Origin of the sequence: Crossiella sp. S99.2, from assembly GCF_023094165.1 — a bacterium.
Taxonomy (GTDB): Bacteria; Actinomycetota; Actinomycetes; order Mycobacteriales; family Pseudonocardiaceae; genus Crossiella.
Window position 1 is genome coordinate 551,822 of the sequence record NZ_JALMDK010000005.1, and the last position, 22,857, is coordinate 574,678.

The following is a 22,857-nucleotide window of genomic DNA, read 5'->3' on the forward strand; positions in this document are numbered from 1 at the left end:
GGGGCGGCATGTCGCCGACGACTGAGGACAAGCTCCGCGACTACCTGAAGCGGGTCATCGCGGACCTCCAGCAGACCAAGGCGCGCCTGCACGAGGTGGAGGCCGAGGACCGCGAGCCGATCGCGATCGTCGGCATGGCCTGCCGCTACCCCGGCGGGGTCAGCTCGCCCGAGGACCTGTGGCGGCTGGTGGACAGTGGCGGCGACGCCATCTCCGGCTTCCCGGCCAACCGCGGCTGGGACCTCAACGGCCTCTACCACCCCGACCCCGAACACCCCGGCACCTCATACGTGCGGGAGAGCGGGTTCCTGCACACCGCCGACGAGTTCGACCCCGGCTTCTTCGGCATCTCCCCGCGCGAAGCCCTGGCCATGGACCCGCAGCAGCGCCTGCTGCTGGAGACCGCCTGGGAGACCTTCGAGCGCGCGGGCATCGACCCGGCCACGGTGCGTGGCAGCAAGACCGGCGTGTTCGCGGGCCTGATGTACCACGACTACGCGGCCCGCCTGCACAGCGTGCCCGCCGGCGTCGAGGGCTACCTCAGCACCGGCAACTCCGGCAGCGTGGTCTCCGGCCGGGTGTCCTACACCCTTGGCCTGGAAGGGCCTTCGGTCACCATCGACACCGCGTGCTCGTCCTCGCTGGTGGCGCTGCACCTGGCCGTGCAGTCGCTGCGCAACGGCGAGTGCACCCTCGCGCTGGCCGGTGGCGTGGCGATCATGTCCACCCCGGGCGCCTTCGTCGAGTTCTCCCGCCAGCGCGGCCTCGCCCCCGACGGCCGCTCCAAGTCCTTCGCCGCGGCCGCCGACGGCACCTCCTGGTCCGAGGGCGTCGGCATGCTCCTGGTCGAGCGCCTCTCCGACGCGCAGCGCAACGGGCACCCGATCCTCGCGGTGGTGCGTGGCAGCGCGGTCAACCAGGACGGCGCGTCCAACGGCCTCACCGCGCCGAACGGCCCGTCCCAGCGCCGGGTGATCCGCGCCGCGCTGGCCAACGCCCAGCTCGCCGCCGAGGACGTGGACGCGGTCGAGGCGCACGGCACCGGCACCGTGCTCGGCGACCCGATCGAAGCCCAGGCCCTGCTTGCCACCTACGGCAAGGAGAAGTCGGCTGAGCAGCCGCTCTGGCTCGGCTCGCTCAAGTCCAACCTCGGTCACACCCAGGCCGCAGCCGGTGTCGGCGGCATCATCAAGATGGTCATGGCACTGCGCAACGGCGTGCTGCCGCAGACCCTGCACGTGGACGAGCCCACCCCGCACGTGGACTGGTCCGCGGGCGCCGTCTCGCTGCTCACCGAGGCCCAGCCGTGGCCGGACACCGGCCGCCCGCGCCGCGCCGCCGTGTCCAGCTTCGGCGTCTCCGGCACCAACGCGCACACCATCCTGGAACAGGCCCCCGCCGCCGAATTCGCCGAGCCCGCAACGGTTCCGGCGGTGCTGCCGATCGCGCTGTCCGCCCGCGGCCCCGAGGCCCTGCGGGCCCAGGCCGCCAACCTGCTCACCTTCCTCGACCGGAACCCGGACCTCCCGCTCGCCGACCTCGGCCGCGCCCTCGCCCTGGGCCGCAGCGCCTTCGAACACCGCGCCGTCGCCCTCACCCGCGACCCCGCCGACCTGCGCGGCGCGCTCACCGCGCTCGCCGCCGGGACCCCGGCCGCGAACCTGGTCACCGGCGAGAGCATCGGCACCGGCAAGGTCGTCTTCGTTTTCCCCGGCCAGGGCTCGCAGTGGCAGGGCATGGCCGTCGAACTCCTGGCGACCTCCCCGGTCTTCGCCGCCCGCCTCACCGAATGCGCCGAGGCCCTCCGCGAGTTCACCGACTGGGACCTCCTCGACGTCCTGCGCACCGGTGACTTCGACCAGGTTGACGTCGTGCAGCCCGCACTGTGGGCGGTCATGGTGTCCCTGGCCGCGCTGTGGCGGGCCAACGGCGTCGAACCCACCGCGGTCATCGGCCACTCCCAGGGCGAGATCGCCGCCGCCGCGGTGTCCGGCGCACTGTCGCTGCGGGACGCGGCCAAGGTGGTCGCGTTGCGCAGCAAGGCAATCCGCGCACTGGCGGGCAAGGGCGGCATGATGTCGATCTCGCTGCCAGTAGCCGACGTGGAAGCCCGCCTGATCCGCTGGGACGGCCGGATCTCGGTCGCCGCGGTCAACGGCAGCGCCTCCGTGGTGGTCGCCGGTGACCCGGACGCCCTGGAAGAGCTGTTCATCGACTGCGAGACCGCGGAAATCCGGGTGCGCAAGATCCCGGTGGACTACGCCTCGCACTCCGCGCACGTGGAGACCGTCCACGCCGAACTCCTCGAAGTCCTCAGTGGACTGGAGCCTAAGGCCGCCGAGATCCCGTTCTACTCCACCGTTTTCGCCGAGCGATTCGACACCACCGGCCTGGACGCCGAGTACTGGTACACCAACCTGCGCCAGACCGTGCGGTTCGAGGAAACCGTGCGACTGCTGGGCGAGGCCGGGTTCCGCTTCTTCGTCGAGGCCAGCCCGCACCCGGTGCTCACCTTCGGAATCCAGGAAACCGTGGAGGCCGTCGCGGTCGGCTCGCTGCGCCGGGACGAAGGCGGCCTGGACCGCTTCCTGAACTCCCTGGCTGAAGGCCAGGTTCGCGGCCTGCCCATGCGCTGGGACACCCTGTGGGGTGGCAGCGCACACCTCGACCTGCCCACCTACGCCTTCCAGCGCAAGCGGTTCTGGCTGGAGGACGGCACCCCCGCCGTCGAGCACACCGCCGCCCCGGCCGACGCCGAGTTCTGGGCAGCGGTCGAGACCGAGGACCTCGGCACCCTGGCCGCCACCCTGGGCGCCGAGGCCGACACCCTCACCGGCGTGCTGCCGGTGCTCGCCGCCTGGCGCCGCCAGCGCCGCGAACAGTCCACTGTGGACGGCTGGCGGTACCGGGTGGAATGGCGGTCGATCACCCCGCCCGCGGCCACCCTCACCGGTGACTGGCTGGTCATCCAGCCCGAAGGCCACACCAAAACCGTGCTGCCCGGCGCACACGTCCTGGAAATCGGCGGCTCCCTGGACCGCGCCACCCTCGCGGACCGCCTGACCGCACTCGACTTCGCCCCCGCCGGAGTGCTGTCCCTGCTCGCCCTGGACGAATCCCCGCTGGCCGAACACCCGCTGCCCGCCGGACTCGCCGGCACCGTGGTGCTCACCCAGGCCCTCGGCGACGCCGGGATCAGCGCGCCACTCTGGTGCGCCACCCGCGGCGCCATCTCCACCTCCCCTGTGACCACTGTCGGCCCTGGCAAGCAGGCCTCCGCAGACCGCGTCCGCAGCGCCACCCAGGCCCAGATCTGGGGTCTTGGCCGGGTCATCGCCCTGGAACACCCCGAACGCTGGGGCGGCCTGGTCGACCTGCCCGACCGCCTCGACGACACCACCACCGCCCGCCTGCACGCGGTGCTCGCCGCGGCCGATGAGGACCAGGTCGCCCTCCGCGCCGCCGGGATCTTCGCCCGCCGCCTCGGCCACGCCCCGCTCGGCTCGGCCGCCCCGGTCCGCAGCTGGCAGCCCACCGGCACCGCACTGGTCACCGACGGCTCCGGCGCACTCGGCTCGCTGGTCGCGCAGTGGCTGTCCCGCAACGGCATCGAGCACCTGGTGCTCGCCGGAACCCACGACGACAGCGCGGAAACCCTGCGCGCCCAACTGGAAGCCGACGGCACCCGGGTCACCCTGGCCGCCTGCGAGGTCGGCGACCGGGCCGCGCTGCGCGCCGTGCTGGCCGAGCACAACCCGGCCACCGTGGTGCACGCCCCGCCGGTCGTCCCGCTGAACCCCTTGGCGGACACCGATCTCGCCGGCTTCGCCGCCGTGGTCAACGCCAAGACCGCCGCCGCCGCGCACCTGGACGCCCTGCTCGACGACACCGTCGAGACCGTGGTGTTCTGCTCCTCGGTCGCCGGGATCTGGGGCGGCGGCAACCAGGGCGCCTACGCCGCGGGCACCGCCTACCTGGACGCGCTCGCCGAGGCCCGCCGCGGTCGCGGCCTGCCCGGCACCGCCATCGCGTGGAGCCCATGGGACGGCGGCGACACCACCACCGAGGACAGCTACGGCGAGTTCCTGCGCCGCCGCGGCGTCACCGCGATGGACCCGGAACTCGCGCTGTCCGCACTGCGCCAGGCCATCGAGCACGACGAGCCGGTGCTCACCGTGGCCGACATCGACTGGGCCCGGTTCGTGCCCGGCTTCACCGCCGCCCGCCCGAGTCACCTCTTCGACGAACTGCCCGAGGCCCAGGCCCTCACCGAGGCCGAACCCGCCGCGGCGGTGGAAACCTCCCCGCTGGTGCAGCGCCTGTCCGGACTGTCCGAAGTGGACCAGTTCAAGCTGGTCCTGGACCTGGTCCGCACCCAGCTCGCCGCGGTCCTGGAACACGCCTCCCCGGACGCCGTCGACGTCAACCGCGCCTTCCGCGAACTCGGCTTCGACTCACTCACCGCGGTCGACCTGCGCAACCGCCTCAACACCGCCACCGGCCTGAAACTCCCGGCCACCCTGGTCTTCGACTACCCGACTGCCACCGTGCTCGCCGAGCACCTGCGCGGCGAACTCGTCGGCCACGCCGCCCAGATCGCCGGACCGGTGTACACCGCGGCCGCCGATGACGAGCCGATCGCCATCATCGGCATGGCCTGCCGCTTCCCCGGCGGCGTCACCAGCCCGGAAGCGTTGTGGCGCCTCATCGAGGCCGGTGGCGACGCGATCACCGGGTTCCCCACCGACCGCGGCTGGGACCTCGGCGCGCTGATCGACCCTAACGGCCGCACCGGATCCAGCTACGTCGGCCACGGCGGCTTCCTGCACGACGCGAGCGAGTTCGACCCGGCCTTCTTCGGCATCTCCCCGCGCGAGGCCCTGGCCATGGACCCGCAGCACCGCCTGCTGCTGGAAACCTCCTGGGAGACCTTCGAGCGCGCCGGCATCGACCCGGACTCCTTGCGCGGCAGCCGGACCGGAGTGTTCGCCGGGACCAACGGCCAGCACTACGCCCCGCTGCTGGCCGGTGCCCCGGAGAACCTCTCCGGCTACCTGGCCACCGGCAACGGCGCCAGCGTGCTCTCCGGCCGGGTCTCCTACACCTTCGGCCTTGAGGGCCCGGCGGTCACCGTTGACACGGCCTGCTCCTCCTCGCTGGTCGCCCTGCACTGGGCGGTCCAGTCGCTGCGCAACGGCGAATGCTCCCTCGCCCTGGCCGGTGGCGTGACAATCATGTCCACCCCGGACATGTTCTTCGAGTTCAGCCGCCAGAACGGCCTCGCCCGCGACGGCCGCTCCAAGGCATTCGCGGCCGCCGCGGACGGTTTCGCCCTCGCCGAGGGCGTGGGCATGCTGCTGGTCGAACGCCTCTCCGACGCCCGCCGCAACGGCCACCCGGTGCTGGCCATCGTCAAGGGCAGCGCGGTCAACCAGGACGGCGCCTCCAACGGCCTCACCGCCCCCAACGGCCCATCCCAGCAACGCGTCATCCGCCAGGCCCTGGCCAACGCCGGACTGTCCACTTCGGACGTCGACCTGGTCGAGGCGCACGGCACCGGCACCACCCTTGGCGACCCGATCGAAGCCCAGGCGCTCATCGCGACCTACGGCCAGGACCGGGAAACCCCGCTGTGGCTGGGATCCCTGAAGTCCAACATCGGCCACACCCAGGCCGCCGCCGGGGTCGCGGGTGTGATGAAGACCGTGCTGGCCATGCACCACGGCCTGCTGCCCAAGACCCTGCACATCGACGCGCCCAGCCCGCAGATCGACTGGTCCGCCGGATCCGTCTCGCTGCTCACCGAGGCCCAGCCCTGGCCCGATGGCGTGCGCCGCGCGGCGGTGTCCAGCTTCGGTATCAGTGGCACCAACGCGCACGTCATCATCGAAGCGGCCCCCGCCGAGGAGCCGCTCGAAACCTCCACTGTGGACACTCCGGTGCCGGTGCGGCTCACCGCCCGCACCCCCGAAGCCCTGCGGGGCCAGGCCCGCGCGCTCGCCGCGCACCTGGCGGCCCACCCGCAGACCCACCTGCCCGACCTGGCGCACTCCCTGCTCAGCACCCGCGGCGCCTTCGACCAGCGCGCCCTGCTGGTCGCCGCCAACCCCGCCGAACTGAGCACCGGCCTGGACGCGCTCGCCACCGGCGAACCCTGGCCCGGCCTCACCACCGGCGTGGCCGCGGCGGGGGAGCAGGTCGCCTTCGTCTTCCCCGGCCAGGGCTCGCAGTGGCTCGGCATGGCCGTGGAACTCTTCGAGACCAACCAGGTCTTCGCCGACCGCCTCACCGACTGCGCCCAGGCCCTCGCCGAGTTCACCGACTGGGACCTTCTGGAAGTCTTGCGCGGCAACGGACCCGGCTTCGACCGCGTCGACGTCGTGCAGCCCGCACTGTGGGCGGTCATGGTCTCGCTCGCCGCACTCTGGCGTAGCTTCGGTGTCGAGCCCTCGGTGGTCGTCGGCCACTCCCAGGGCGAGATCGCCGCTGCCGCCGTGTCCGGTGCACTGTCCCTTCAGGACGCCGCCCGGGTGGTCACGTTGCGCAGCAAGGCGATCCGGGCACTGGCGGGCAAGGGCGGCATGATGTCCGTGCCGCTGCCGGTCGCCGAGGTCGAGGACCGGCTGACCCGCTGGGCTGGCCGCATCTCGGTCGCCGCGATCAACGGCACCTCCTCGGTGGTCGTCGCCGGCGAACCGGACGCCCTCGACGAGCTGTTCGCCGACTGCGAGGCCGCGAACATCCGGGCCCGCAAGATCCCGGTGGACTACGCCTCGCACTCCGCGTATGTGGCGGAGATCCGGGACGAGATCCTGCGTGTGCTGGCCCCCATCCGGCCGCGCACCTCCGACATCCCGTTCCACTCCACCGTCACCGGCGAACTGATCGACACCGCCGAGCTGGACGCCGAGTACTGGTACACCAACCTGCGCCAGACCGTCCGATTCGCCGAGGTCACCCGCGCCCTCGCCGAGCAGGGCTACCGCTACTTCGTCGAAGCCAGCCCGCACCCGGTGCTCGTCGTCGGCCTGCAGGAAACCCTGGAGGAGACCGGCAGCAACGCCATCGCCCTCGGCTCGCTGCGCCGCGAAGAAGGCGGCCTCGGCCGGTTCCTGCTCTCCCTCGGCGAGGCCGCCGTGCGCGGACTGCCGGTCGACTTCGGCCAGGTGCTTACCGGCGCCCACCGGATCGACCTGCCCACCTACGCCTTCCAGCGCGAGCGCTACTGGCTGGACACCCCGCGCACCAACGGATCCGACGCCGCCGAACTCGGCCTCACCGCCGCCGAACACCCGCTGCTCGGCGCCGCGATCACCCGCCCCGGCAGCGAGGAACTGCTGTTCACCGGCCGGATCTCGGTGCGCACCCACCCCTGGCTGGCCGACCACGCGGTGCTCGGCTCGATCCTGTTGCCCGGCACCGCCTTCGTCGAACTCGCCCTCCATGCCGCCGCGGCCGCCGGGTGCGACCGGGTGGAGGAACTCACCCTGGCCGCACCGCTGGTGCTGCCCGAGGACGCCGCGGTCAACCTGCACCTCACCATCGGCGCACCCGAACCGACCGGTGCCCGCACCCTGACCGTGCACTCCCAGACCGGCGCGGACGAGCCCTGGCAGCTGCACGCCACCGGCACCCTGCTGCCCGGCCTGGGCACCCCGGTCGCGGTCGGCGCCTGGCCGCCCGCAGGGGCCGAACCCGTTGCCCTGGACGGACTCTACGACCGGCTCAGCGAGGCGGGCTACGACTACGGCCCCAGCTTCCAGGGCCTGCGCACCGCCTGGACCAAGGGCGGCGAGGTCTTCGCCGAGGTCACCCTGCCCGAGGACCACCAGGACACCGGCTTCGCCCTGCACCCGGCCCTGCTGGACGCGGCCGTGCAGGCCATCGGCCTCGGCGGCTTCTTCAGCGCCGACCAGGCCCGGCTCCCGTTCGCCTGGACCGGCGTCAGCCTGCACACCACCGGCGCGACCAGTCTGCGCGTCCGACTGTCCAAGGTGGACGGTGACGGCATCGCGCTCGCGGTCACCGACCCCGGCGGCAACCCGGTCGCCACCGTCGACTCCCTGGTGCTGCGGGCACTCTCGGCGGACGCCCTCGGCGGCGGCCACCACGACTCGCTGTTCCAGTTCGACTGGGCCACCGTGCCCGCGCCCGGCACCCCGCTCGGCCGGGCCGCGGTCATCGGCGACGCCCTCGGGGTCGCCGCCGGCCTGCGCACCGCGGGCGTCCGGGTGGACGCCTGCGCCACACTGGCAGAACTGACCGAGGTTCCCGAGCTGGTATTCCTGCCACTGCCCACAGTGGACGGACCACTGGCCAAGGCCGCGCACACCGCCACCCTTATCGCTCTTGAGGCGGTACAGGGGTGGCTCGCGGGGGAGCGGTTCGTCCACTCGCGACTGGTCCTGGTGACCCAGGGCGCGGCCGGGCAGGTCACCGATCCGGCCGGTGCCGCGGTCTGGGGCCTGGTCCGCTCGGCCCAGGCCGAGGAGCCCGGCCGGTTCCTGCTCATCGACCTCGACGACCAGGACGCCTCCGCCCGCCAGCTCGCCGCCGCCGCGCAGACCGGCGAACCGCAGCTGGCCATCCGCCAGGGCAAGCTCACCGCACCCCGCCTGGCCCGGGTGCCCAACACCGCTACCGACCGTTCGGTCGGAAGTGGATCCGCGCTGGTCACCGGCGGTACCGGCACCCTCGGCGCGCTGGTCGCCCGGCACCTGGTCACCGGCCGCGGCGTGCGCGACCTGGTGCTCACCAGCCGCCGCGGCCTGGCCGCCCCCGGCGCCACCGCACTGCGCGAGGAACTCACCGCACTCGGCGCACGGGTCCGGATCGAGGCCTGCGACGCCGCCGACCGGGACGCCCTGGCCGCACTGCTCGACACTCTTGATCAACCCCTGTCGATCGTGGTGCACGCGGCAGGGGTGCTCGACGACGGCGTGCTCGGCGCGCTCACCCCGGATCGGCTGGCCAAGGTGTTGCGGCCCAAGGTGGACGCCGCGGTCAACCTGCACGAACTGACCGGCGACGTGACCGAGTTCATCCTGTTCTCCAGTGCCGCCAGCACCTTCGGCGGCGCGGGCCAGGGCAACTACGCCGCCGCCAACGCCTTCCTGGACGGACTCGCCGCCTACCGCCGTGAGCTGGGCAAACCCGCTGTGTCCCTGGCCTGGGGCCTGTGGGCGCAGGCCAGCGGCATGACCGGCCACCTGGACGAGGCCGAACTGGGGCGGCTGGCCAGGGCCGGTATGGCACCCCTGTCTTCAGAACAGGGGTTGGCACTGCTGGACGTGGCCAGCACAGTGGAATCGGCGGTGCTGGTGCCCATCAGGTTGGACACCACGGCGCTGCGGGCACAGGCCGAGGTGCCCGCCCTGCTGCGTGGGCTCGTCCGCAAGCCCGGTCGTCGAACGGCGACCGGTGCGGCCCCGGACGCCACGGCGCTCACGCAGCGACTGCACGGCCGCACCGGCGCCCAGCGGCGCGAGGTGCTGCTGGACCTGGTCCGCGGGCAGGTTGCCGCGGTGCTGGGGCACTCCTCGCCGGAAGCGGTGGAGGAGAGCAAGGGCTTCCTGGAACTCGGGTTCGACTCGCTCACCGCGGTCGAGCTGCGGAACCGGCTGAACGCGGCCACCGGCCTGCGCTTGGCCGCGACGCTGGTCTTCGACCACCCGACTCCGGAAGCGCTGGCCGCGCACCTGGACGACACCGTGCCCCAGGACACGGCCCCGGCGGGTGGCAGCCCGCTGCTGGCCGAACTGGACCGGCTGGAGGCCAGCCTGTCGGTGATCGTGCCCGACGACCTGTCCGGGATCGCCCCGGACGAGGAGTCCCGCGCACGCATCACCCTCCGGCTGAAGTCCCTGCTGGACCGGTGGACCGAGGCCAACGGCGCGACCGCGGCCGAAGACCTGGAAACGGCGACCGACGACGACCTGTTCGACCTCATTGGCAAGGAGTTCGGGATCTCCTAGGGGATTCCAACTGGGGAGAAGGGAACCACAGTGTCCAATGAGGACAAGCTCAGGCACTTCCTCAAGCAGGTGACCGCGGACCTGCGGCAGACCCGGCAGGAACTGGCCGAGGTCCGCGAGGCCGAGCGGGAGCCGATCGCCATCATCGGCATGAGCTGCCGCTACCCCGGTGGCATCGGCTCGCCTGAGCAACTGTGGGACCTGCTGGCCGCGGGCGGGGACGCTGTCACCGGGTTCCCGGCCGACCGCGGCTGGCCCGACCTGCTCGACGACGACCCGTCCGCCACCGGCCGCACCTACACCGGCCACGGCGCGTTCCTGGACGGCGTCGCCGAGTTCGACCCGGCCTTCTTCGGCATCTCCCCGCGCGAAGCCCTGGCCATGGACCCCCAGCAACGCCTGCTGCTGGAAACCTCCTGGGAAGCCTTTGAACGGGCCGGCATCGACCCGACCACGTTGCGCGGCAGCAAAACCGGCGTGTTCGCCGGCGTGATCTACAACGACTACGCCGCCCGCCTGCACGAGGTCCCCGAGGGCGTCGAGGGCTACCTCGGCACCGGCAACTCCGGCAGCGTCGCCTCCGGCCGCATCGCCTACACCCTCGGCCTGGAGGGCCCCGCCCTCACCATCGACACCGCGTGTTCGTCCTCGCTGGTCGCGCTACACCTTGCGGCGCAAGCACTCCGCAAGGGCGAATGCACCCTGGCCCTGGCCGGCGGCGTCACCACCATGGCCACTCCGCAGATCTTCGTCGAGTTCAGCCGCCAGCGCGGCCTGGCCACCGACGGCCGCTGCAAAGCCTTCGCCGACGCCGCCGACGGCACCGGCTGGGGCGAAGGCGCCGGCCTGCTCCTGGTGGAGAAACTCTCCGACGCCCAACGCAACGGCCACCCGATCCTGGCCGTGCTCAAGGGCAGCGCGGTCAACCAGGACGGCGCCTCCAGCGGCCTCACCGCGCCGAACGGCCCGTCCCAGCAACGCGTGATCCGCGCCGCCCTGGCCGACGCCCGCCTCACCCCGGCCCAGGTCGACGTGGTGGAAGCGCACGGCACCGGCACCCGCCTCGGCGACCCGATCGAAGCCCAGGCGGTACTCGCCGCCTACGGCCAGGACCGGGAAACCCCGCTGTGGCTGGGCTCGGTGAAGTCGAACATCGGCCACACCCAGGCTGCCGCCGGTGTCGCTGGCGTGATCAAGATGGTCCTGGCCATGCGGCACGGGGTGCTGCCCAAGACGCTGCACGTGGACGAGCCGTCGCGGCAGGTCGACTGGTCGGTGGGCGCGGTCTCGCTACTGACCGAGAACCAGGAGTGGCCGGCGGAGGTGCGGCGGGCCGGGGTGTCCAGCTTCGGGGTGAGCGGCACCAACGCGCACGTGATCCTGGAACAGGCCCCGGCACCCGCGGAACCCGAGCCGACCGCCGCTGACCCGGCCGCCGCCGCGACCGCCGCCGCGCCCGGAACCCCCGCCGTCCTCCCGTACCTTCTCTCCGGCAAAACCGCCGCCGCTCTCCGCGCCCAGGCCACCCGCCTCCGCGACCACCTCGCCACCCACGCCCCCGCCCCGCTCGACCTCGCGCACACCCTCACCACCCGCGCCGCCTTCGAGCACCGCGCCGTCCTGCTCGGCGACCGCGACCCCGCCGCCGCCCTGCACGCCCTCGCCACCGACGAGATCACCCCCACCGTGATCCGCGGCAGCACCACCCGCCCCGGCAAGGTCGTCTTCGTCTTCCCCGGCCAGGGCTCCCAATGGCGGGGCATGGCCGTCGAACTCCTCGACTCCGCCCCGGTTTTCGCCGCCCGCATCACCGAATGCGCCGACGCGCTCGCCGAGTTCACCGACTGGAACCTCCTCGACGTCCTGCGCGACAACGACTACGACCAGGTCGACATCGTGCAGCCCGCGCTCTGGGCGGTGATGGTCTCCCTCGCCGCGCTCTGGCAGTCACACGGCGTCGAACCCGCCGCGGTCGTCGGCCACTCCCAGGGCGAGATCGCCGCCGCCGCCGTCTCCGGCGCCCTCTCCCTGCGCGATGCCGCCAAGGTGGTCGCGTTGCGCAGCAAGGCAATCCGGGCCCTCGCGGGCAAGGGCGGGATGATGTCCGTGCCGCTGCCGGTCGCCGAGGTCGAAGAACGCCTGACCCGCTGGGACGGCCGGATCTCGGTCGCCGCGGTCAACGGCGCCTCCTCGGTCGTGGTCGCCGGGGACCCGGACGCCCTGGACGAACTCTTTGCCGACTGCGCGGACACCGACGTCAAGGCCCGCCGCATCCCGGTGGACTACGCCTCGCACTCCGCGCACGTCGAAGAGATCCGCGCGGAACTCCTGACTGTCCTCAGTGGACTGTCTCCACGGCCGTCCCGGATCCCGTTCCACTCCACCGTCACCGCCGGACTGATCGACACCACCGCCCTGGACGCCGAGTACTGGTACACCAACCTGCGCCAGACCGTCCGGTTCGAGGAGACCGTGCGCGGGCTGCTCGCCACCGGGCACCGCGGCTTCGTCGAGGCCAGCCCGCACCCGGTGCTCGTGGTCGGTATCCAGGAAACCGCCGACCGCGCGGAAACCCCGACGGTCACCGTCGGTTCGCTGCGTCGCGATGAGGGCGGGCCGCAGCGGATGCTGACCTCGCTCGCCGAAGCCTGGACCCGCGGCCTGCCGGTCGACTTCGGGCCCGCGGTCACCGGCGGCCGGCGGGTCGACCTGCCCACGTATGCCTTCCAGCACCAGCGTTACTGGCTCGAACCCGCCACCGGCATCACCGCCGACGAGCAGTTCTGGACCGCGGTGGACAACCAGGACCTCACCGCCCTGGCCGACCTGCTGCCCGGCCTGGCCGCGCAACGCCGCGCCAAGCCCGAACCCGCGCCGCAGCCGGCCCCCGAACCCGGCTTCGCCGAACGGCTCGCCGCACTCGACCCGGCCGAGGCCCAGCGCCGCCTGCTCGACCTGGTCCGCGGCCACGCCGCCGCCGTGCTCGGCCACGCCACCGCCGAGGACGTCGACACCGACCGCGCCTTCCTGGAATCCGGCTTCGACTCGCTCACCGCCGTCGAACTGCGCAACCGCCTGGCCGGGGCCACCGGCGTCCAGCTCGCCCCCGGCCTGCTGCTCCAACACCCCACCCCGGCCGAACTCGCCGCCCACCTGCGCGAGCGCCTCGGCGCCACCGAAGCCCCGGCGGACAAGCCCAGCACCCTGGCGAACCTGTACCAGGAGTCCGTCCTAAGTGGACGGATCACCCAGTTCATGGACCTGCTGGCCGACACCGCCGGATTCCGGCCGAGCTTCGACGAGACCAGCGACCGCACCGACCTGACCCGTCCCATCCGGCTCTCCGCCGAGGGCGAGGGACCGGTGCTCATCGGGTGCAGCGGCACCGCGGCCATCTCCGGACCGCACGAGTTCGCCCGCCTGGCCACCGCCCTGCGCGGCCAGCACCCGATGGCCGCGCTGCCACTGCCCGGCTACCTCGACGGCGAACCACTGCCGAGCACGCTGACCGCCGCCCTCCGGCTCCAGGCCGACGCAGTGCTGACCCAGGCACACGGCCGCCCGTTCGTCCTCATCGGACACTCCGCGGGCGCCATCCTGGCCCACCAGCTCGCCGCGCACCTGACCGAACGCGGGCACCCGCCCGCCGGACTGGTGCTGCTCGACATCTACGAACCCGACCACAACGGCCCGATCGGCCAGTGGCAGCGCGAGCTGACCGAATGGATGCTCGGCAACCAGGGCGACTACGTGCCCGCCGACGACACCCGGCTCACCGCCATGGGCGCCTACTACCGCCACCTCGCCGGGTGGCAGCCGACCGAGATCGCCGTGCCCACCCTGCTGGTGCGCGCCGGCGAGCCAATGGGGGAGTGGACCGGTGACGGCGACTGGCGTTCGCACTGGCCGTTCCCGCACACCGCGGCCGATGTGCCCGGCAACCACTTCACCATGACCCAGCACCACGCCCAGGCCACTGCCCAGTCCATTGTGGACTGGCTCGCCGAATCCGTCACCGTCGCCGGACAAGCGAAGTAGGAACAGGAACCACGATGACAGCAGACACCGGCGACAACGGCCTCTGGCTGCGCCGATTCCACCCCGTCGAGGACAGCAAGGTCCGGCTGGCCTGCTTCCCGCACGCCGGTGGCGCCGCGAGCTTCTTCTACCCGTTCTCCGCCGCGCTCACCCCCTCCATCGAGGTGCTGGCCGTGCAGTACCCGGGACGGCAGGACCGGCGCGCCGACCCGCGGATCGAGAACGTGCAGGAGTTCGCCAGGGAGATCGTCAAACCCCTGCTCGCCTGGACCGACAAGCCACTGGCGCTGTTCGGGCACAGCATGGGCGCGAGCATCGCCTTCGAGGTCGCCACCCTGCTGGAGCAGGAGTTCGACTTCCGGCCCGCCGCGCTGTTCGCCTCCGGCCGCCGCGCCCCGTCCCGGCACCGGGACGAACGCGTGCACCAGCAGAGCGACGACGGCATCGTGGCCGAGCTGCAACGCCTCTCCGGCACCGACTCCGCGCTGCTCGGCGACGAGGAACTGCTGCGCATGGTGCTGCCCGCGATCCGCAGCGATTACAAGGCAGCCGAGACCTACCGGTGGCAGGGCGGGGTTCCGCTGTCCTGCCCGATCACCGCGATCGTCGGCGAAAGCGACCCGAGGGTCACCTTCGACGAGGCCACCACCTGGGGTGAGCACACCCGCGAGGACTTCGCGCTGCGCACCCTGCCCGGCGGCCACTTCTACCTCAACCACCACCAGTCGGACGTCGTCAACGAGATCTCCGACCAGCTCATCTCCTTCTGCGCCAAGGAGGCGTGATGTCCGACCGCACGCCGAGCCAACTGGGCCTGCACCTGCAGATGACCCGGGGGCTCCAGTGGCACTTCGGCACCACCGGCGACCCGTACGCGCTCATCCTGCGCGCCCAGGCCGACGACCCGACCCCCTTCCACGCCATGGTCCGCGACCGTGGCGTGCTGCACCAGAGCCTGCTCGGCGCGTACGTCACCGCCGACCACGATCTGGGCCGCACCATCCTCACCGACCCGCGACTGGGCCTGCGCAAGGCAGACGGCGAACCGCCCGCGCCTCAGGTGCTGTCCCTGGACGAGACCTTCCTCGGCCTGGGCGCCGCCGAACACGCCCGGATCACCGAGCGGGCCGCGAACCTGCTCAGCGAACAGGCCGTGCACATCCACGAACCACACGTCCGCCGCCTGGCCGAGGCGAGGATCTCCGGCCACAGTGGACAGTTCGACCTGGTCACCGACTTCGCCGCGCCACTGGCCGTGGACCTCACCGCCGACCTGCTCGGCATCCCCGAACCGGACCGCGCGCACTTCGCGAGCCTCTGCGCCGACCTGCGGCCCACCCTGGACTCGCTGGTCTGCCCGCAGCCGCTCGGCCCGACCAGGGCCCTGCTGGCCGCGCTGGCCAACGTGACGAAGCTGTTGTCCGACATGGGTTGCACCGTGCCCGAGGCCCGGCACGCCGCGGTGATCACCGCCACCGCCGGGGTCGAGATCGGCACCACCCTGGTGGTCAACGCGGTCGCCGCGCTGCTGGCCCGCCCCGAACAGTGGGCGAAACTGGCCGGCGACCCCGGCCTGGCCGCCGACGCCATCGCGGAAACCCTGCGCTACGACGCCCCGGTCCAGCTGCACACCCGGGTCGCCTTGCACGACATGGAGTTCGCGGGCATCGAGATCCCCAAGGACAGCCAGCTCGTGGTCCTCTCCGGTGCGGCAGGCCGGGATCCGGCACTGTACGCCGACGCCGACGAGTTCGAGCTGACCCGCAACCCCGGTCCCACCCCACTGGCCTTCACCGGCGGATTCCACAGTGGACTCCTGGCCCCGCTGCTGCGCGTGCACGCCGAAACCGCCCTGCGCGTCCTCGCCGAAAACGCCCCCCGGCTCCGCCAGACCGGCAAACTCCTGCGCCGCCGCCGCTCCCCAGTCCTCCGCGGCCCCCTGCACCTCCCCGTCACCACCTAAGCCACCCCCCACCCGCCGACTTGGCCCAAGTCGTACGCCAAGTTGGCCCAACCGGGCGTACCAGTTGGGCCAAGTCGGTGGGCTCGTCGCCCGCTTCCCGGAAGGAGCCGCCGATGCGTGTGCTCATGACCTCCTTTGCGCACAACACCCACTTCTTCAGCATGGTGCCGCTGGCCTGGGCGCTGCGCACCGCGGGCCACGAGGTCCGCATCGCCAGTCAGCCCGCGCTCACCGACGCGATCACGCACGCCGGACTCACCGCGGTCCCGGTCGGCGAGGACCACGTCATCCACCAGACCCGCGAGCAGAACACCAGCCAGAAGCAGGCCGACCACCCGGAGATCAACTTCTCCGAGACCCGGCCGGACATCCTCACCTGGGACTACATGCTCGGCATGTACACCATGATGACGCCGATGTTCTACTCGTTGGCCAACAACGACTCCATGGTCGACGAGCTGGTCGCCTTCGCCCGCGCCTGGCAGCCCGACCTGGTCATCTGGGAGCCCTTCACCTGGGCCGGTTCCATCGCCGCGCGGGCCAGCGGCGCCGCGCACGCCCGGCTGCTCTGGGGCCCGGATGTGCTGACCCGCACCAGGAACCGCTTCCTGGAACTGCACGACCAGCAGCCCCCGGCACACCAGGACGACCCGCTGGCCGAATGGCTGGGCTGGACCATGGAACGGCTCGGCCTGAGCTTCGACGAGGAACTGGTCAGCGGTCAGTGGACCATCGACCAGACCCCGGCCAGCACCCGGCTGCCGGTCGGCCAGCCCATCGTGCCCATGGGTTACGTGCCCTACAACGGGCCCGCCGTGGTGCCGGACTGGTTGCGCGCCAAGCCCGAGCGTCCCCGGGTGTGCATCACCCTCGGCGTGTCCGCGCGGGAGAGCCTGGGCGGTGACTCGGTCTCCTTCACCGACCTGATCGAGGCCATGGCCGACCTGGACATCGAGATCATCGCCACCATGAACGCCGCCCAGCAGGCCGAACTCGCCGAGTCGACCACGGTGCCGGACAACCTGAAGCTGGTGGAGTTCGTGCCGCTGCACGCGCTGATGCCCACCTGCTCGGCGATCATCCACCACGGCGGCGCGGGCACCGCGGCCACCGCGATGCTCTACGGCGTGCCGCAGCTGCTGCTGCCGGAGATGTTCGACGCCGTGCTCAAGGCCCAGCAGCTGGAGAGCATCAACGCCGGGCTGTACCTGCGCCCGGCCGAGCTGACCGCGCAAGCCTTGCGGGACAAGCTCGTCCGCCTGCTCACCGACCCCGCCTTCGCCGCGGGCGCGGCCGGGCTGCGCGGCGAGGTGCTGGCCGACCCCAAGCCCAACGAGATCGTGCCGGAGCTGGAGCGCCTGGTCGCCCGGCACCGCGCCCCGGTCCCCACAGCGTAAGGAAATCCCATGTACGACACCGAGTTGGCCGACGTCTACGACGCCATCTACCGCGGCCGCGGCAAGGACTACCCGGCCGAGGCCGCCCAGGTGCACGAGCTGATCACCGACCGCAAGGCCGATGCCACCGACCTGCTCGACGTGGCCTCCGGCACCGGCGCGCACTTCGGCCCGTTCACCGAGCTGTTCGGGCACGTCGAGGGCCTGGAGCTGTCCGAGGCGATGGTCCGGATCTCCGGCGACCGGCACCCCGCGGTCACCGTGCACCAGGGCGATATGCGCGAGTTCGACCTCGGCCGCACCTTCCACGCGGTCACCTGCATGTTCAGCTCCATCGGCTACATGAGCGACCAGGCCGACCTGGACCGCGCCCTGGCCGCCTTCGCCAAGCACCTGGAGCCGGGCGGCGTCATCGTGATCGAGCCCTGGTGGACGCCGGAGAAGTTCCTGCCCGGCTACGTCGGCGGCGACGTGGTCAAGGTCGACGGCCGCACCATCGCCCGGGTCTCGCACTCCCGCCGCGAGGGCGACCACACCCACATGGACGTGCACTACACGGTCGCCGACGCCGAGAACGGCATCCGGCACTTCACCGACACGCACGTCATCACCCTGTTCACCCGCGAGCAGTACGAGACCGCCTTCGAGCGGGCCGGCTGCGCCGTGGACTACGTCGAGGGCGGCCCGTCCGGCCGCGGTCTGTTCGTGGGAGTCGTGAAGTGAGTCGTAGCAAGAAGCTGGTCGCCGCGCTGGCCCTGGTCACCGCCACCACCCTGGTGGCGAGCACCGGAGCCAGTGCGGCACCGGCCGGCGGACGCACCGGGGTGCACCCGCTGGTCGCCCAGATGACCCTGGACGAGAAGCTCTCGTTCGTGCACTGGACGGTGGCCTTCACCGGCCCGTTCAGCGTCGGCTCGCTGCCCGGCGTGCCGCGACTGGGCATCCCGGAGGTCCGCTCGGCCGACGGCCCCGCCGGCATCCGGCTGAACAACCAGCCCGCCACCGCCATGCCCGCGCCGGTCGCGCTCGCCGCCACCTTCGACGACGAGCTGGCCCGCAAGTACGGCGAGGTCATGGGCCGCGACGGCCGTGCCCTGCAACAGGATGTGGTCTTCGGCCCGATGATGAACATCATCCGGGTGCCGCAGGCCGGGCGGAACTTCGAGACCTTCAGCGAGGACCCGCTGGTCTCCGCGCGCACCGCGGCCGCGCAGATCAAGGGCATCCAGAGCCAGGGCCTGATCGCCACCGCCAAGCACTACGCGGCGAACAACCAGGAGCAGAACCGGCAGAACGTCAACGTCACCGTCGACGAGCAGACCCTGCGCGAGATCGAACTGCCCGCCTTCGAGGCATCGGTCAAGGCCGGGGTCAGCTCGGTGATGTGCGCCTACAACAAGGTCAACGGCACCCCGTCCTGCGGGCACCAGGAGCTGCTGACCTCGATCCTGCGCGAGCAGTGGGGTTTCCAGGGCTGGGTGATGTCGGACTGGCTGGCCACGCACAGCACCGACTCGATCAGCAAGGGCCTGGACCAGGAACTGGGCATCGACTGGAGCCAGGGCGTCGAACACGGCATCCCCGGCGGCCTGCACTTCGGCAAGAAGCTCAAGGAAGCCGTGCAGGGCGGTCAGATCCCGATGTCCACAGTGGACAGGGCAGTCAGCCGCATCGTCGGCCAGCTGGACCGGCACGGTCTCATCGGCGCCAACCCGCGCCCCCGGCCGAGCAGGGACCTGGCCACCGCCAACGCGGTCACCCAGCAGGTCGCCGAGGCCGGCGGGGTGTTGCTGCGCAACCAGAACCAGGCCCTGCCACTGCTCGCCGGTGCGGGCGCCAGCATCGCGGTGATCGGCCCGCGCGCCAAGGACCCCAAGGTCACCGGCCTGGGCAGCGCGCACGTGGTGCCGGACAAGGCCAACGCGCCCCTGGACACCATCAAGGCCCGTGCCGGCGCGGGTGCCACGGTGACCTACTCCGCCGGTGAGGAACTCGTCGGCGCACCCATCCCGGCCGGCACGCTGACGCCGGCGTTCCCGACCGGCACCGTGCTCCAGCCGGGCACCGCCGGCCAGTTCTACGACGGCACGCTGACCGCTCCGGTGACTGGGGACTACCGGATCGCGATCGAGGCCACCGGCGGTTTCGCCACCGTGCAGATCGGCAACCAGACCCCGATCGAAGCGGGCGAGGTCTACGGCAAGATCACCAGCGCCGTGGTGCACCTGACCGCGGGCACGCACAAGATCACCATGTCCGGCTCGGCGCCGGTGGCTTCTTCGTTGTCGGTCAAGCTGTCCTGGGTCACCCCGGAGGCCGCCGAGGCCGCCATCGTGGCCGCGGTCCAGGCCGCCAAGACCGCTCGCACCGCGGTGGTCTTCGCCTACGACGACGGCATGGAGGGCTACGACCGGGCCAACCTCGGCCTGCCCGGCCGCCAGAACAAGCTGATCACCGAGGTGGCCAAGGCCAACTCCAACACCGTGGTCGTGCTCAACACCGGCTCCTCGATCACCATGCCCTGGCTGGACAAAACCGCCGCGGTGCTGGACATGTGGTACCCGGGCCAGACCGGCGCCGAGGCCACCACGGCGTTGCTGTTCGGGGACACCAACCCCAGCGGCAAGCTGACCCAGACTTTCCCGGTGGACGAGAACACCCATCCCGTGGCCAACAACCCGGAGCGCTACCCCGGTGTCGGCAACGAGCAGAAGTACACCGAGGGCATCCAGGTCGGCTATCGCTGGTACGACAAGCAGAAGGTCAAGCCGCTGTTCCCGTTCGGGCACGGCCTGTCCTACACCAGCTTCACCTACACCGACCTGGCCACCAAGACCGTCGCCGACGGCATCGAGGTGAGCTTCTCCTTGCGCAACACCGGGATCCACAAGGGCAAGGAGGTGCCGCAGGTCTACCTGGGCGCCAGCCCGCTGGTGCCCGCGGCGCAGGCGGACAAGGCACTCGCCGGCTACACCAAGGTGGAGCTGTTGCCCGGTGAGACCAAGCGGGTGACGGTGAAGGTGGACGCGCAGCGACTGAAGTACTGGAACGCCGCGACCGATCGCTGGGTCACTGGGGCAGGCACCCGGTCGATCCAGGTCGGGCCGTCCTCGGCGCAGCTGCCGCTGAAGACGACGGTTGTCGTGCTGCCGTAAGGCTTTCGCTACGCCAATGGCCCGGGTGCGCAGTACCCGGGCCATTGGCGCGTCCGGGGATCACCAGCGCAGGCCGAGTTCCCAGTAGGGGGATTCGAAGCTGGCCGTGGCGGTCAGCGTGTAGTAGCTGGCGGGCAGCACGCAGGTCCAGGACCGCGGCGGGTCGTTGGCGTAGGCGCCGCCCTTGCAGTTGCCGATGGTGAAGCTGAACCAGGTCTCCTGGGCACCCGGCCGCAGGATCGCGTCGATGTCGATGGAGATGGTGCCGCCCGGGAAGAAACCGGAAGGCAGGCTGCAGCTCCGGGACGCGCTCGGCTCGCAGCGCTTGGTCGGGTTCGCGGCACTGGCCGTGCCTGCTCCGACGAGCACCCCGGCCAGGACTGTCGCGGCCACCGTGGCGGTGGACAAGAGCTTCTTCATCGGCTCCCCAGTGATCTTGGGCCCCGCACGGTGCGGAGATCGCCGGGATCGTAGGCAGGAGAACCTGGGCGATGCCGCCCTTTCAGCCTGGGCTGAAGCGGCCCCCTACTTTCGGACAGCACAAAGCCCGGGTGCCAGCACGCACCCGGGCTCCCACACCCCCACATCCCCTACCGGCCAAAGACCTCCCGCACCCCGGCGATCACCGCGGTGACCTCCTCCTCGGACATGTGCGGCCCGATCGGCAGGCTCAGCACCCGCTCGGCCACCTGCTCGGCCACCGGCAGCTCCCCCCAGGAGCCGGCCGCGTACGCGGGCGAGCGGTGCACCGGCACCGGGTAGTGGATCAACGTGCCGATCCCCAGCCCGGTCAGTCGTTCCTGCACCGCGTCCCGCTCGGCACACCGCACCACGAACAGGTGCCACACCGGCTCGGCCCACTCGGGCACCACCGGCAGCACGAGGCCGTCGATCCCGGCCAGTTCACGCAGGTAGCGGTCGGCGATCTCCCGCCGCCGGGCGTTCCACCGGTCCAGCGCGGGCAGCTTCACCCGCAGCATGGCCGCCTGCAGCTCGTCCAGGCGGGAGTTGGTGGCCTGGATCTCGTGCTGGTACTTCACCCGCGACCCGTAGTTGCGCAGCAGCCGCAGCTTGTCCGCCAGCTCGGCCGAGGAGGTCACCACCGCTCCGCCGTCGCCCAGCGCCCCCAGGTTCTTGCCCGGGTAGAAGCTGAACGCGGCCGCGATGGACCCCGCCCCGACCCGGCGACCCTTGTACCGGGCCCCGTGTGCCTGCGCCGCGTCCTCGATCACGTGCAACCCGTGCTCAGCCGCGATCGCTTCGAGCGCGTCCAGGTCGGCGGGCTGCCCGTACAGGTGCACCGGCATGATCGCCTTGGTGCGCGGGGTGATCGCGGCCTCGACCTGCTTGGGGTCGATCAGCAGGGTGTCCTCGTCCGGCTCCACCGGCACCGGGGTGGCGCCGGCGGCCGAGACCGCGAGCCAGCTCGCGATGAAGGTCGCGCTGGGCACGATGACCTCGTCGCCGGGACCGATGTCCAGGGCCCGCAGGATGAGTTCCAGGGCGTCGCAGCCGCTGCCCACGGCCACGCAGTGCCCGGCCTCGCAGTAGGCGGCGAACTCGGCCTCGAAGGCGGCGAGTTCGGGGCCGAGCAGGAACCAGCCGGAGTCGACGACCCGGCGGTAGGCGGCATCCAGTTCGGCGCGCAGTTCCTCGTGCGGCGCCTTCAGGTCGAGAAAGGGAACAGGCATCAGAGTTTCCTGGCGTCGCGCTGGAAGTCGGCGTACTCGCGGTAGTAGTCGGCCTCGTCGTAGTGCGTTGAGGCGAGTACCAGACCGACCGCGCCGGGGGAGAAGTTAATCAGGTTCCGCCACACCATCGGACCGACGTAGAGACCACGACTGGGATTGTCCAGGTGGAAACGGTCCCGGTACTGGCCGTCGTCGACGGTGATGTCGAACTTGCCGTGCACCGCGATGATCAGCTGCTCCAGGTTGCGGTGCCCGTGCGCGCCACGGATCGTGGTCGCGGGCAGGTCATACAGGTAGTACACGCGCTTGATGTCGAATTTGATCTCCTTGCCCGCCTCGACCACGCACAGGTTGCCGCGCGGGTCGTTGTGCTCGGGCAGGTCGACCATCCGGCAGGGCTCGACCTTGCCGACGAGAATTCCTTCATCATTTCGGTAGGCGGGCATGAAAAACCCCCAGGGTCTTCGCCGCACAATGCGACGGCGAATGAACGGCGAATTGGTTCGGGAAAATCGTATGCTCGCGAACACCCCTACTTTTAACCCCTAGAAGCCCCTAAGAACTCATTCGCCGTTCCACTTTCGCAGGGGTGTCTTGGCTCATGATCGAGTCGAGAGGTGCTGGTCGTCCGCAACCCGG

9 protein-coding genes and 1 pseudogene are annotated in these 22,857 nt (G+C 71.6%); 7 read left to right on the plus strand and 3 right to left on the minus strand.

Going from position 1 to position 22,857, the window contains the following annotated elements; genetic code table 11:
• Positions 1 to 56 precede the first annotated feature (56 nt).
• The 7 genes and pseudogenes from MZC64_RS22105 to MZC64_RS22135 all read left to right on the plus strand — a co-directional run bounded on the left by MZC64_RS22105 (position 57) and on the right by MZC64_RS22135 (position 20,527).
• The gene (locus MZC64_RS22105) at positions 57 to 9,974 is read left to right on the plus strand and encodes a type I polyketide synthase (protein WP_374205785.1); all 9,918 of its coding nucleotides are present in this window, start codon (positions 57 to 59) and stop codon (positions 9,972 to 9,974) included.
• Positions 9,975 to 10,004: 30 nt separating this feature from the next.
• A pseudogene (locus MZC64_RS22110) lies at positions 10,005 to 14,012 on the plus strand (type I polyketide synthase); the annotation flags it as partial.
• Positions 14,013 to 14,026: 14 nt separating this feature from the next.
• Entirely contained in the window at positions 14,027 to 14,797 is a 771-nt protein-coding gene (locus MZC64_RS22115; protein WP_247758471.1) for a thioesterase II family protein, read from the plus strand.
• Positions 14,797 to 15,975 carry a P450-derived glycosyltransferase activator gene (locus MZC64_RS22120; protein WP_247758470.1) on the plus strand — a complete coding sequence of 393 codons (1,179 nt, stop codon included), beginning with the start codon at positions 14,797 to 14,799 and terminating at the stop codon, positions 15,973 to 15,975. The genes MZC64_RS22115 and MZC64_RS22120 overlap by 1 nt, the downstream gene beginning before the upstream one ends.
• Before the next feature lie 113 nt (positions 15,976 to 16,088).
• Entirely contained in the window at positions 16,089 to 17,372 is a 1,284-nt protein-coding gene (locus MZC64_RS22125; RefSeq protein ID WP_247758469.1) for an activator-dependent family glycosyltransferase, read from the plus strand.
• A gap of 9 nt (positions 17,373 to 17,381) precedes the next feature.
• Positions 17,382 to 18,095: a class I SAM-dependent methyltransferase gene (locus MZC64_RS22130; RefSeq protein ID WP_247758468.1), complete on the plus strand. Its 714-nt coding sequence runs from the start codon at positions 17,382 to 17,384 to the stop codon at positions 18,093 to 18,095.
• Positions 18,092 to 20,527, plus strand: coding sequence for a glycoside hydrolase family 3 C-terminal domain-containing protein (locus MZC64_RS22135; protein ID WP_247758467.1), 2,436 nt, complete (start codon positions 18,092 to 18,094; stop codon positions 20,525 to 20,527). Before MZC64_RS22130 ends, MZC64_RS22135 begins: the two co-directional genes overlap by 4 nt.
• Before the next feature lie 60 nt (positions 20,528 to 20,587).
• Here the strand turns inward: MZC64_RS22135 and MZC64_RS22140 are convergent, their stop codons facing one another.
• The 3 genes from MZC64_RS22140 to MZC64_RS22150 form a co-directional block, all read right to left on the minus strand.
• Positions 20,588 to 20,947, minus strand: coding sequence for a hypothetical protein (locus MZC64_RS22140; RefSeq protein WP_247758466.1), 360 nt, complete (start codon positions 20,945 to 20,947; stop codon positions 20,588 to 20,590).
• 170 nt (positions 20,948 to 21,117) lie between these two features.
• A complete protein-coding gene (locus MZC64_RS22145) occupies positions 21,118 to 22,218 on the minus strand; it encodes a DegT/DnrJ/EryC1/StrS aminotransferase family protein (protein WP_247758465.1) in 1,101 nt (366 codons plus the stop codon).
• Positions 22,218 to 22,664 (minus strand): FdtA/QdtA family cupin domain-containing protein, encoded by a 447-nt coding sequence (locus tag MZC64_RS22150; RefSeq protein ID WP_185003012.1) that lies wholly within the window; start codon positions 22,662 to 22,664, stop codon positions 22,218 to 22,220. The genes MZC64_RS22145 and MZC64_RS22150 overlap by 1 nt, the downstream gene beginning before the upstream one ends.
• Positions 22,665 to 22,857 lie beyond the last annotated feature (193 nt).

Excerpts from the sequence above, each read along its gene's own strand:
- MZC64_RS22125 (WP_247758469.1), top strand. The coding sequence starts at position 16,089 with ATGCGTGTGCTCATGACCTCCTTTGCGCACAACACCCACTTCTTCAGC.
- MZC64_RS22130 (WP_247758468.1), top strand. The coding sequence starts at position 17,382 with ATGTACGACACCGAGTTGGCCGACGTCTACGACGCCATCTACCGCGGC.
- MZC64_RS22115 (WP_247758471.1), top strand. The coding sequence starts at position 14,027 with ATGACAGCAGACACCGGCGACAACGGCCTCTGGCTGCGCCGATTCCAC.
- MZC64_RS22140 (WP_247758466.1), bottom strand. The coding sequence starts at position 20,947 with ATGAAGAAGCTCTTGTCCACCGCCACGGTGGCCGCGACAGTCCTGGCC.
- MZC64_RS22145 (WP_247758465.1), bottom strand. The coding sequence starts at position 22,218 with ATGCCTGTTCCCTTTCTCGACCTGAAGGCGCCGCACGAGGAACTGCGC.
- MZC64_RS22150 (WP_185003012.1), bottom strand. The coding sequence starts at position 22,664 with ATGCCCGCCTACCGAAATGATGAAGGAATTCTCGTCGGCAAGGTCGAG.
- MZC64_RS22120 (WP_247758470.1), top strand. The coding sequence starts at position 14,797 with ATGTCCGACCGCACGCCGAGCCAACTGGGCCTGCACCTGCAGATGACC.